Here is a 12,784-nt window from a genome sequence, read left to right on the forward strand (position 1 = left end):
CGACCATGAAGATGCCCATCCTCCCTCCCCTGCCCCTGGCGTCCCGGCACCTGCTGCTGGCCTCGGCCATCGCCCTGGCCGCCGGCTGCGCCGGGCTGCCCGACCAGCGCCTGGCCCAGGAGGCCCTGGAGCGCGGCGACCTCGCCACCGCCCAGAGCAACTACCAGGCCCTGGCCGCGATGGGTTACGCCGACGCCCAGGTCGGCCTCGCCGACATGCAGGTCGCCAGCGGCGACAGCGCCCAGCAGGCCAAGGCCGAAAAGCTCTACCGCGAGGCCGCGCAGACCTCGCCGCGGGCCCGCGCGCGCCTTGGCAAGTGGCTGGCGGCCAAGCCCGGCGCCAGCGACGCCGAGCACCGCGAGGCCGAGCGCCTGCTCAGCCAGGCCTTCGAACAGGGCGAGGACAGTGCCCTGGTGCCGCTCATCGTGCTCTACCTGCAATACCCGCAGTCCTGGCCGGAAATCGACCCGCAGCAGCGCATCGACCAGTGGCGCGCGCGCGGACTGCCGCAGGCCGACCTGGCGCAGATCATCCTCTACCGCACCCAGGGCACCTACGCCCAGCACCTGGGCGAGATCGAGCAGGTCTGCCAGCGCTGGCTGCGGCGCATGGACGTGTGCTGGTACGAACTGGCCACGGTCTACCAGATGCAGGGCAACGCGGAAAAGCAGAAGGCCCTGCTCGAACAGCTGCGCGCCGCCTACAAGGCCGGCCGGGTGCCCGGCGAGCGAGTCGACTCGGTGGCCGGGGTGCTCGCCGACGGCGAACTCGGCCAACCCGACCCGCAGACCGCCCAGGCGCTGCTGGAAGAGATCGCGCCGAGCTACCCCGCGGCCTGGGTCAGCCTGGCCAAGCTGCTCTACGACTATCCCGACCAGGGCGACCTGGAAAAGATGCTCGGCTACCTGAAGAACGCCCAGGACGCCGCCCAGCCACGCGCCGAACTGCTCCTCGGGCGCCTCTACTACGACGGCAAGTGGGCGCCGCAGGACCCGCGCAAGGCCGAGCGGCACCTGCTCAAGGCCGCCGCCAGCGAACCCCAGGCCAACTACTACCTGGGGCAGATCTACCGCCGCGGCTTCCTCGGCAAGGTCTATCCGCAGAAGGCCGTCGACCACCTGATCCTCGCCGCCCGCGCCGGCCAGGCCAGCGCCGACATGGCCCTGGCCCAGCTCTGGTCGCAGGGCCGCGGCATCCAGCCGAACCGGGTCAACGCCTACGTCTTCGGCCAGCTCGCCGTGCAGCAGCAGGTACCGCAGGCCAGCGACCTGCTCGGGCAGATCGAAGCGCAACTGCCGCCGGCCGAACGCAGCCAGGCGCAGCAATTGCTCAAGCGCGAACAACAGAGCCGCGGCAACAACTGGCAGGCCACCGTCAGCCTGCTGCAGAGCCAGGACTCGCCGATCAACGAAGAAGAGCCAGAAAGCCTATGAACAGCTCCCGTTCCGTCAACCCGCGGCCGTCCTTCGCGCCGCGCGCCCTGTCCCTGGCCATCGCCCTGCTGCTCGGCGCGCCGGCGTTCGCCGCCGGCAGCGGCGAGGCACCGAAGAACTTCGGCCTGGACGTGAAGATCACCGGCGAATCGGAAAACGATCGCGACCTCGGCACCGCTCCCGGCGGCACCCTCAACGACATCGGTATCGACCTGCGGCCCTGGGCCTTCGGCCAGTGGGGCGACTGGAGCGCCTACTTCATGGGCCAGGCGGTGGCCGCCACCGACACCATCGAGACCGACACCCTGCAATCGGACACCGACGACGGCAACAACAGCCGCAACGACGGTCGCGAGCCGGACAAGAGCTACCTCGCCGCACGCGAATTCTGGGTCGACTACGCCGGCCTCACCGCCTACCCCGGCGAGCACCTGCGCTTCGGCCGCCAGCGCCTGCGGGAAGACAGCGGCCAGTGGCAGGACACCAACATCGAGGCGCTGAACTGGAGCTTCGAGACCACCCTGCTCAACGCCCATGCCGGGGTCGCCCAGCGTTTCAGCGAATACCGCACCGACCTCGACGAACTGGCCCCGGAGGACAAGGACCGCACCCATGTGTTCGGCGACATCTCCACCCAGTGGGCGCCGCACCACCGCATCGGCGTGCGCATCCACCACGCCGACGACAGCGGCCACCTGCGCCGCCCCGGCGAGGAAGTCGACAACCTCGACAAGACCTATACCGGCCAGCTCACCTGGCTCGGCATCGAGGCTACCGGCGATGCCTACAACTATCGTTCGAGCATGCCGCTGAACTACTGGGCCAGCGCCACCTGGCTGACCGGCGACCGCGACAACCTGACCACCACCACGGTCGACGACCGGCGCATCGCCACCGGCAAGCAGAGCGGCGACGTCAATGCCTTCGGCGTCGACCTCGGCCTGCGCTGGAACATCGACGAGCAATGGAAGGCCGGCGTCGGCTACGCCCGCGGCAGCGGCGGTGGCAAGGACGGCGAGGAGCAGTTCCAGCAGACCGGGCTGGAGAGCAATCGCTCCAACTTCACCGGCACCCGCTCGCGCGTGCACCGCTTCGGCGAAGCCTTCCGCGGCGAACTGAGCAACCTCCAGGCAGCCACCCTGTTCGGCTCCTGGCAACTGCGCGAGGACTACGACGCGAGCCTGGTCTACCACAAGTTCTGGCGCGTCGACGACGACTCCGACATCGGCACCAGCGGCATCAACGCCGCCCTGCAACCGGGCGAGAAGGACATCGGCCAGGAACTCGACCTGGTGGTGACCAAGTACTTCAAGCAAGGCCTGCTGCCGGCCTCGATGAGCCAGTACGTCGACGAGCCCTCGGCGCTGATCCGCTTCCGCGGCGGCCTGTTCAAGCCGGGCGACGCCTACGGGCCGGGCACCGACTCGACCATGCACCGCGCCTTCGTCGACTTCATCTGGCGCTTCTGAGCCCCGCGAGGAAACCGGACATGCCCGACATTTCCCTTTCGATCCCCCGCCGCCGGCTCCCGCGCCTGCGCCCGCTGGCCGCGGCAGTGCTCGGCGCGGTGCTGCTGCACGGCCAGGCGTGGGCGGCGCAGCCGGTGGAGAAACCGCAGCCGGTCCCGGCGCAGGCCGGCAACGAGCCGGGCCTGACCCAGGGCCTGAAGGAAACCGGCAACTACACGGTGACCACCGCGCCGGCCGAACCGTTGCACCTGGACCCGCCGAAACTGCCCGACCTCTCCGGCTACACCGCCGCCGCGGTGGAAGCCAAGATCGTGCGCAAGCCGGGTGGCCGCGCCAGCGTGCAGCGGATGGTCCAGCAGCAGCCGCTGAAGGAGTTCACCGGTGGCAGCAACCGCCTCGCCGAATGGGTCAAGCGCCAGCGCCAGATGCCCCAGGCGATCTTCATCGAAGGCGGCTACGTGAACCTCGCCCAGCTCGCCGGCAAGCTTCCCGCCAGCGCGCTGGAACAGGTCGAGCCGGGGGTGTTCGTCGCCCGCCTGCCTATCGTGGTCAGCCAGGGCGCGACCCTCGACATCGACAAGCAGGTCAAGGAACTGCGCCTGTCCCAGGAGCGCGGCGCGTTCCTGGTCAACGACGGCATGCTGTTCGTCCGCGACAGCAAGGTCACCGGCTGGAGCGAATCGAAGAAGGAGCCGGCCTGGTTCAAGACGCCCAACGAGTTCCGTCCGTTCCTGATCTCCTGGGGCGGCGCCGAGGTGTACCTGAGCAACAGCACCTTCACCAGCTTCGGCTACAACGCCTCCAAGGCCTACGGCATCTCCATCTCGCAGTACAGCCCGGGCATGGACAAGCAGATGAAGCGCCCGCGCCCCAAGGGCTGGGTGATCGACTCGACCATCGTCGACAGCTGGTACGGCTTCTATTGCTACGAGGCCGACGACCTGGTGGTGAAGGGCAACACCTACCGCGACAACATCGTCTACGGCATCGACCCGCACGACCGTTCGCACCGCCTGATCATCGCCGACAACACCGTCCACGGGACCAGGAAGAAGCACGGCATCATCGTCTCGCGGGAAGTCAACGACAGCTTCATCTTCAACAACCGCAGCTACGAGAACAAGCTTTCCGGGATCGTCCTCGACCGTAACAGCGAGGGCAACCTGGTGGCCTACAACGAGGTCTATCGCAACCATTCCGACGGCATCACCCTCTACGAGAGCGGCGACAACCTGCTCTGGGGCAACCAGGTCCTGGCCAACCGCCGCCACGGCATCCGCGTGCGCAACAGCGTGAACATCCGCCTCTACGAAAACCTCGCGGCGGGCAACCAGCTGATCGGCGTGTACGGCCACATCAAGGACCTCACCAACACCGACCGCAACATCGCCCTCGACCCGTTCGACACCAAGGTCTCGCTGATCGTGGTCGGCGGCAAGCTCGCCGGCAACGGCTCCGGCCCGCTCTCGGTGGATTCGCCGCTGAGCCTCGAACTGTACCGGGTGGCGATGCTCGCCCCGACCAAATCCTCCGGCATCAGCCTGCCCGGCGTTCTCGGCGAGAAGCAGGACCAGATCCTCGACCTGCTGGTGCGCCAGGACAAGGCGGTGCTGATCGATCCCGTGGAAAGCCAGGCCGAACTCCAGGACTGAGGACCCAGACGCATGAAAACCCGCACTTCCCGACTGTTCCGCCTGAGCGCCCTGGCCGCCGGCCTCTGCCTGGCCCAGGCAGCCCTCGCCGCCGACCCCGGCGCGGCGCCGAGCTACCAGGCGCTGCCGGCCGGCAACCTGTGCCCGGCCGCCGCCGACGACTCGCGCTACAACACCAAGTACCTGGGCTTCTTCACCCACCTGGTGCAGGCCCAGGATGACTGGCTGTTCCGCACCACCTACGACCTTCGTACCGACTTCGGCACCAGCGCCGAAGGCTGGCGCGAACTCCGCGCACTGCGCGACGAACTCAAGCGCAAGGGCATCGAGCTGGTGGTGGTCTACCAGCCAACCCGCGGCCTGGTGAACCGCGAGAAGCTCAGCCCGGCGGAAAAGGCCGGCTTCGACTACGAGCTGGCGAAGAAGAACTACCTGGCGACCATCGCCCGCTTCCGCCAGGCCGGCATCTGGACCCCGGACTTCTCGCCGCTGTTCGACGAGAAGGAGGAGCACGCCTACTACTTCAAGGGCGACCACCACTGGACTCCCCATGGCGCCCGGCGCAGCGCGAAGATCGTGGCCGAGACGCTGAAGCAGGTGCCCGGCTTCGAGGAGATCCCGAAGAAGCAGTTCGAAAGCAAGCGCGTCGGCCTGCTGTCCAAGCTCGGCACCTTCCACAAGGCCGCCGCGCAACTCTGCGGCAACAGCTACGCCACCCAGTACGTCGACCGCTTCGAGACCGAGCCGGTGGGCGCCAGCGACAGCGGCGACCTGTTCGGCGACGGCGGCAACCCGCAGATTGCCCTGGTCGGCACCTCCAACAGCGGCCCGGCCTACAACTTCGCCGGCTTCCTGGAGGAGTTCAGCGGCGCCGACATCCTCAACAACGCGGTGTCCGGCGGCGGCTTCGACAGTTCGCTGCTGGCGTACATGACCAGCGAGGAATTCCACAAGAACCCGCCGAAGATCCTCATCTGGGAATTCGCCACCCACTACGACATGGCGCAGAAGAGCTTCTACCGCCAGGCCATGCCGCTGGTGGACAACGGCTGCTCCGGCCGGAAGACCGTGCTCAGCCGCAAGGTCAAGCTGCGCCAGGGCCGCAACGAGGTGCTGCTGAACAGCGCCGCGCTACCGATCCGCAGCGGCAGCTACGTCGCCGACGTGACCTACAGCGACCCTTCGGTACACGAGTTGAAGAACACCATCTGGTACATGAACGGCCGCCGCGAGCAGTTGAAGATCGAGCAGTCGAAAGCCGTCGATACCGGCGGCCGCTACGTCTTCCAGCTGCGCAACGACAGCGACTGGGCCGACCAGCAGTTCCTTTCCCTGGAAATCGAAGCGCCGGAGGACATGCCCCAGGGCCTGGAGGTCCAGGCCAGCATCTGCCAGGCGGCGCCCGCCAAGGCCAGCCAGTCGGTGGCCGGGAGGTAAACGATGAAAACGTCCCACCTGATCCGTATCGCCCTGCCCGGCGCCCTCGCCGCGGCATTGCTCGCCAGCCAGGTCAGCCAGGCCGCCGACCTGGTACCCCCGCCCGGCTACTACGCGGCGGTCGGCGAGCGCAAGGGCAGCGCCGGCAGTTGCCCCGCGGTGCCGCCGCCGTATACCGGCAGCCTGGTCTTCACCAGCAAGTACGAAGGCTCCGATTCGGCGCGGGCGACCCTCAACGTCAAGGCGGAGAAGACCTTCCGCTCGCAGATCAAGGACATCACCGACATGGAGCGCGGCGCCACCAAGCTGGTCACCCGGTACATGCGCAGCGGCCGCGACGGCGACCTGGCCTGCGCACTGAACTGGATGAGCGCCTGGGCCCGCGCCGGCGCCCTGCAGAGCGACGACTTCAACCACACCGGCAAGTCCATGCGCAAATGGGCGCTGGGCAGCCTCTCCGGCGCCTACATGCGCCTGAAGTTCTCCAGCTCGCGGCCGCTCGCGGCCCACGCCGAGCAGAGCCGGGAAATCGAGGACTGGTTCGCCCGGCTCGGCACCCAGGTAGTCCGCGACTGGAGCGGCCTGCCGCTGAAGAAGATCAACAACCATTCCTACTGGGCGGCCTGGTCGGTGATGTCCACCGCGGTGGTGACCAACCGCCGCGACCTCTTCGACTGGGCGGTGAGCGAGTTCAAGGTCGCCGCCAACCAGGTCGACGAGCAGGGCTTCCTGCCCAACGAACTCAAGCGCCGCCAGCGCGCCCTCGCCTACCACAACTATGCGCTGCCGCCGCTGGCGATGATCGCCGCGTTCGCCCAGGTCAACGGCGTCGACCTGCGCCAGGAGAACCACGGCGCCCTGCAGCGCCTGGCCGAGCGGGTGATGAAGGGAGTCGACGACGAGGAAACCTTCGAGGAGAAGACCGGCGAGGACCAGGACATGACCGACCTCAAGGTCGACAACAAGTACGCCTGGCTGGAGCCCTACTGCGCCCTCTACCGCTGCGAGCCGAAGATGCTCGAGGCGAAGAAGGACCGCGAGCCGTTCAACAGCTTCCGCCTCGGCGGCGAAGTGACGCGGGTGTTCAGCCGCGAAGGGGGAAGTTGAGGGCGTGGCGGGAAGCGGGCGCACAGGCCAGAGGCCACGCGCCCCTCTGCCCCATTCGCCGACCAGGCGTCCCACCAGGCGCCACACCCCGACCCATGCGCGACAGACGCGGGCGGGCGCAACACCTTAGGCAACACCACGGGGAGGAAAACGGCGGGTCGTCCCGCCTTTCCTCGAGCGCTCCAGGGCGCGGAAAGGCAGGGCCGACCTGAATGGTTGACGCTCTAGAGAGAGAGACGGCATGGTCTTTTCTTCAAACGTGTTCCTGTTCCTGTTCCTGCCGGTCTTTCTCGGCCTGTACTACCTGAGCGGCGAACGTTACCGGAACCTGCTGCTGCTGATCGCCAGCTACGTGTTCTACGCCTGGTGGCGGGTGGACTTCCTCCTGCTGTTCGCCGGGGTCACCGTCTTCAACTACTGGATCGGCCTGCGCATCGGCGCCGCCGGCGTACGCACCAGGGCCGCGCAACGCTGGCTGATCCTCGGCGTGGTGGTCGACCTCTGCGTGCTCGGGTACTTCAAGTACGCCAACTTCGGCGTCGACAGCCTCAACGAGATCATCACCTCGTTCGGCATGCAGCCGTTCGTGCTGACCCACATCCTGCTGCCGATCGGCATCTCCTTCTACACCTTCGAGTCGATCAGCTACATCATCGACGTCTACCGCGGCGATACCCCGGCGACCCACAACCTGATCGACTTCGCCGCCTTCGTCGCGATCTTCCCGCACCTGATCGCCGGCCCGGTGCTGCGCTTCAAGGACCTGGTCGACCAGTTCAACCACCGCACCCACACCGTCGACAAGTTCGCCGAAGGCTGCACCCGCTTCATGCAGGGCTTCGTCAAGAAGGTGTTCATCGCCGACACCCTGGCCGCCCTCGCCGACCACTGCTTCGCCCTGCAGAACCCGACCACCGGCGACGCCTGGCTCGGCGCCCTGGCCTACACCGCGCAGCTCTACTTCGACTTCTCCGGCTACAGCGACATGGCCATCGGCCTCGGCCTGATGATGGGCTTCCGCTTCATGGAGAACTTCAACCAGCCCTACATCAGCCAGTCGATCACCGAGTTCTGGCGGCGCTGGCACATCAGCCTGTCGACCTGGCTGCGCGACTACCTCTACATCAGCCTGGGCGGCAACCGCGGCAGCACCTTCCAGACCTACCGCAACCTGTTCCTGACCATGCTCCTCGGCGGCCTGTGGCACGGCGCCAACTTCACCTACATCATCTGGGGCGCCTGGCACGGCATGTGGCTGGCGATCGAGCGGGCCCTCGGAGTGAACGCCGCGCCGCGCGTGCTCAACCCGTTGAAGTGGGCGTTCACCTTCCTCCTGGTGGTGATCGGCTGGGTGATCTTCCGCGCCGAGAACCTGCAGGTCGCCTGGCGCATGTACGAAGCCATGTTCAGCTTCGGCACCTGGCAGCTCTCCGAACTGAACCGCGCCAGCCTCACCGGCCTGCAGGTCGGCACCCTGGTCCTGGCCTACCTGGTGCTGGCGTTCTTCGGCCTGCGCCAGTTCTACAACCAGCCATTGCAGACCAAGGCGCCCAAGGCCGCGGCGAACAGCGACGAAGTGGCCGCCGACGGCCCGGCCAGTGCCCAGCCGCGCGCCCCGCGCGAGGCCGCCGGCGACCCGGCGGCGATCGCCTACTCGCCGAGCGGCGCGCTGGTCTACCAGCCGAGCTGGCTCAGCCAGTTGCCCGTCCTGGCCACCCGCCTGGCGCTGCTCCTGCTGTTCGCCGCCTCGGTGCTGAAGCTCTCCGCGCAGAGCTACTCGCCATTCCTCTACTTCCAGTTCTGAGCGAGGCCCACGCCATGACACAGAGCATTTCCCGCCCCCTGCAATACGCCTATATCGCCGCCTTCGGCGGGCTGCTGCTGGGGCTCGCCGGATGGTCGCTGAAGAGCGTGCCGGGCTTCTCCGCCGCGGCCGATACGCCACTGCTCAACGGCAAGCTGGCGCACGCCTTCGAAGCCCACTACGACAAGGAATTCCCGATCAAGCGCCTGGGCACCAACCTCTGGGCCGCACTCGACTACACGCTGTTCCACGAAGGCCGCCCCGGCGTGGTGATCGGCAAGGACGGCTGGCTGTTCACCGACGAAGAGTTCAAGCCGGCACCGAGCGGCCAGCAACTGGAAGACAACTGGGCACTGGTACGCGGCGTGCAGCGGGAGCTGAACCGGCGCGGCGTCAAGCTGGTGCTCGCGGTGATCCCGGCCAAGGCCCGCCTGTATCCCGAGCACATCGGCCGCGAGCAGCCGGCCGCGCTGCACGACAGCCTCTACCAGGACTTCCTGGCCCGCGCCCGCGCCGCCGGCATCGACAGTCCCGACCTGCTCGGCAGCCTGCGCCAGGCCAAGGACAACGGCGCAGTATTCCTGCGCACCGACACCCACTGGTCGCCGCTCGGCGCGGAAACCGTGGCCCAGCGCCTCGGCGCGGAGATCCGCGAGACGCACCTGCTGGATGTGCCGGCGCAGAACTTCGTCACCCGCGTCGGCGAAGAACGCACGCACAAGGGCGACCTGCTCAGCTTCCTGCCGCTCGACCCGCTGTTCGACGAACTGCTGCCGCGTCCGGAGCAGTTGCAGCAACGCACCACCGAAGCCGCGCCGGCACTGCCGGGCGGCCAGCAGTCCGGCGCGGGCGACGACCTCTTCGGCGATAGCCAGCAACCGCGCCTGGCGCTGGTCGGCACCAGCTACAGCGCCAACCCCAGGTGGAACTTCGAGGGCGCGCTGAAACAGGCGCTGTCCGCCGACCTGATCAATTACGCGAAGGAAGGCAAGGGCCCCCTCGAACCGATGCTGGAACTGCTGCAGGACGAAGGCTTCCGCAAGGACCCGCCGCAACTGCTGGTCTGGGAGTTTCCCGAGCGCTACCTGCCGATGGCCAGCGACCTCAGCCAGTTCGACGCCGACTGGGTCGCCCAGCTGAAGGCCAGCGGCGGCCGCGACGAGCGCCTGGCCGCCAGCCGCAACGATTGAACGAACACAGCCAAGGCTGTTTACCCACGGGGCCGAACGCCCCGCTGAAGAAGAAGCAACGGAGGAATACCCATGAACCCGATGACCCGCCGCCACACCTGGACCCGCCTGGCCTGCGCACTTTCCCTCGGCGTCGCCGCATTCGCCGCGCAGGCCGACGAGGGCGCCCTGTACGGGCCCCAGGCACCCAAGGGCTCGGCCTTCGTCCGCGCCTACAACGCCGGCAACAGCGAACTCGACGTGTCGGTCGGCAGCACCAGCCTGAACGACGTCGCGCCGCTCGGCTCCAGCGACTTCAAGTTCCTCCCCCCCGGCAGCTACACCGCCCAGGTCGGCCAGCAGAGCCTGCCGGTCAAGCTCGACCCGGACAGCTACTACACCCTGGTCAGCCAGCCCGGCGGCAAGCCGCAGCTGGTGGCCGAGCCGCCGTTCAAGAACAAGCAGAAGGCGCTGGTGCGGGTGCAGAACCTCAGCGGCTCGAAGCTGACCCTGAAGACCGCCGACGGCAAGACCGACGTGGTCAAGGACGTCGGCCCGCAAAGCCACGGCGACCGCGAGATCAACCCGGTGAAGGTGAACCTGGCGCTGTTCGACGGCAGCAAGAAGGTCAGCGACCTGAAGCCGGTCACCCTGGCCCGCGGCGAGGTGGTCTGCCTGTATGTCACCGGCAGCGGCGGCAAGCTCGCGCCGGTCTGGGTCAAGCGCCCGGTGAAGGCGGACTGAGACCGACCGGGAGGGGCTCGCCCCTCCCGGCATTCCACACAACAAGACCGGCCCGACACCGGCGCACCAACCGTCAGCGCTCCCGCAGAAGGAGCGCACTGGAGAGGTCACCCGGGGCTCCGTGGAGCCCGGTAACGAGATATCCCGCCGCGCGGCGGGATCCCTAGACAGACGCATCGCTTCAAGGAGAAACAACATGATCCCAGTAATCCTTTCCGGTGGCAGCGGCTCGCGACTCTGGCCTCTTTCCCGCAAGCAGTACCCCAAGCAGTTCCTCGCCCTTACCGGCGACGACACCCTGTTCCAGCAGACCATCAAGCGCCTGGCCTTCGACGGCATGCAGGCGCCGCTGCTGGTGTGCAACAAGGAGCACCGCTTCATCGTCCAGGAACAGCTGGAGGCGCAGAACCTGGCGAGCCAGGCGATCCTCCTCGAACCCTTCGGCCGCAACACGGCGCCGGCGGTGGCCATCGCCGCGATGAAACTGGTCGCCGAAGGCCGCGACGAACTGCTGCTGATCCTTCCCGCCGACCACGTGATCGAGGACCAGCGCGCCTTCCAGCAGGCCCTGGCGCTGGCCACCAACGCCGCCGAAAAGGGCGAGATGGTGCTCTTCGGCATTCCCGCCAGCCGCCCCGAGACCGGCTACGGCTACATCCGCGCGAGCGCCGATGCGCAACTGCCGGAAGGCGTCAGCCGGGTGCAGAGCTTCGTCGAGAAGCCCGACGAAGCCCGCGCCCGCGAGTTCGTCGCCGCCGGCGGCTACTACTGGAACAGCGGCATGTTCCTGTTCCGCGCCAGCCGCTACCTGGAAGAACTGAAGAAGCACGACGCCGACATCTACGACACCTGCCTGCTGGCCCTGGAGCGCAGCCAGCACGACGGCGACCTGGTGAACATCGACGCCGCCACCTTCGAATGCTGCCCGGACAACTCCATCGACTACGCGGTGATGGAGAAGACCTCACGCGCCTGCGTGGTGCCGCTGTCCGCCGGCTGGAACGATGTCGGCAGCTGGTCGTCGATCTGGGACGTGCACGCCAAGGACGCCAACGGCAACGTCACCAAGGGCGACGTGCTGGTCCACGACAGCCACAACTGCCTGGTGCACGGCAACGGCAAGCTGGTCTCGGTGATCGGCCTGGAGGACATCGTGGTGGTGGAAACCAAGGACGCCATGATGATCGCCCACAAGGACCGGGTGCAGGACGTCAAGCACGTGGTCAAGGACCTCGACGCCCAGGGCCGCAGCGAGACCCAGAACCACTGCGAGGTCTACCGTCCGTGGGGCTCCTACGACTCGGTGGACATGGGCGGCCGCTTCCAGGTCAAGCACATCACCGTGAAGCCCGGCGCGCGCCTCTCGCTGCAGATGCACCACCACCGCGCCGAGCACTGGATCGTGGTTTCCGGGACCGCCCAGGTGACCTGCGACGACAAGACCTTCCTGCTCACCGAGAACCAGTCGACCTACATCCCGATCGCCTCCGTGCACCGCCTGGCCAACCCCGGCAAGATCCCGCTGGAGATCATCGAGGTGCAGTCCGGCAGCTACCTCGGCGAGGACGACATCGAGCGCCTGGAAGACGTCTACGGGCGCACCGCAGAACCGGCCCTGCAAGTGGTCGCCGGCAGCCGCTGAAGCGTCGACCCGGCCCCCTGGCGGAGCGATCCGCCAGGGGGTTGTTTTTTTCCGACAACCCACGGGATTGACTTTCCCTGGCCCGCCCCATGTTTCCATGAAGTTTCCGGAATATTCACGGGGAGCGGACATCAAGTATTAATGAACCCTTAAAGAAACAGGACTCGGGTTATTAATAAAGCCACTCAGAAAACACCCGAGATCCATTCCAACTAACCCTGCAAGCCTCTGAAAACGCGGCTTCCGGCTTTATCCTCCAGTTTCTTCGAGTTCGTTCAGTCTTCATTCAGCCGTTGTTAAGCGAGTCTTAACAAACGTTCAGGCAGC

At 67.2% G+C, this 12,784-nt stretch carries 9 protein-coding genes; all 9 read left to right on the top strand.

The features are described from left to right. Nucleotides 1-5: 5 nt before the first annotated feature. The 9 genes from algK (at nt 6) to FOC67_RS18880 (ending at nt 12,457) form a co-directional block, all read left to right on the top strand. Nucleotides 6-1,433 (top strand): alginate biosynthesis TPR repeat lipoprotein AlgK, encoded by a 1,428-nt coding sequence (gene algK / locus FOC67_RS18840; RefSeq protein WP_003110463.1) that lies wholly within the window; start codon nt 6-8, stop codon nt 1,431-1,433. Continuing rightward, a complete protein-coding gene (algE, locus tag FOC67_RS18845; RefSeq protein ID WP_003110464.1) occupies nt 1,430-2,902 on the top strand; it encodes an outer membrane porin AlgE in 1,473 nt (490 codons plus the stop codon). The genes algK and algE overlap by 4 nt, the downstream gene beginning before the upstream one ends. A 20-nt stretch (nt 2,903-2,922) precedes the next feature. Next, nucleotides 2,923-4,554 carry a mannuronan 5-epimerase AlgG gene (gene algG / locus FOC67_RS18850; protein ID WP_003110465.1) on the top strand — a complete coding sequence of 544 codons (1,632 nt, stop codon included), beginning with the start codon at nt 2,923-2,925 and terminating at the stop codon, nt 4,552-4,554. Between the two features lie 12 nt (nt 4,555-4,566). Then, entirely contained in the window at nt 4,567-5,991 is a 1,425-nt protein-coding gene (algX, locus tag FOC67_RS18855) for an alginate biosynthesis protein AlgX (RefSeq protein WP_003092107.1), read from the top strand. 3 nt (nt 5,992-5,994) lie between these two features. After that, on the top strand, nt 5,995-7,098 hold the full coding sequence (gene algL / locus FOC67_RS18860; protein WP_009313582.1) for an alginate biosynthesis protein AlgL: 1,104 nt from the start codon (nt 5,995-5,997) through the stop codon (nt 7,096-7,098). Between the two features lie 241 nt (nt 7,099-7,339). Then, entirely contained in the window at nt 7,340-8,902 is a 1,563-nt protein-coding gene (locus FOC67_RS18865) for an MBOAT family protein (RefSeq protein WP_003110467.1), read from the top strand. Nucleotides 8,903-8,916: 14 nt separating this feature from the next. After that, a complete protein-coding gene (gene algJ, locus FOC67_RS18870) occupies nt 8,917-10,092 on the top strand; it encodes an alginate O-acetyltransferase (RefSeq protein WP_003092111.1) in 1,176 nt (391 codons plus the stop codon). A gap of 72 nt (nt 10,093-10,164) precedes the next feature. Continuing rightward, nucleotides 10,165-10,815, top strand: a complete 651-nt coding sequence (gene algF, locus FOC67_RS18875; RefSeq protein WP_003092112.1) for an alginate O-acetyltransferase AlgF — start codon at nt 10,165-10,167, stop codon at nt 10,813-10,815. A gap of 196 nt (nt 10,816-11,011) precedes the next feature. After that, nucleotides 11,012-12,457 (top strand): mannose-1-phosphate guanylyltransferase/mannose-6-phosphate isomerase, encoded by a 1,446-nt coding sequence (locus tag FOC67_RS18880; protein ID WP_003092113.1) that lies wholly within the window; start codon nt 11,012-11,014, stop codon nt 12,455-12,457. Nucleotides 12,458-12,784 lie beyond the last annotated feature (327 nt).

Source organism: Pseudomonas sp. FDAARGOS_761, assembly GCF_013343155.1.
Taxonomy (GTDB): Bacteria; Pseudomonadota; Gammaproteobacteria; order Pseudomonadales; family Pseudomonadaceae; genus Pseudomonas; species Pseudomonas aeruginosa.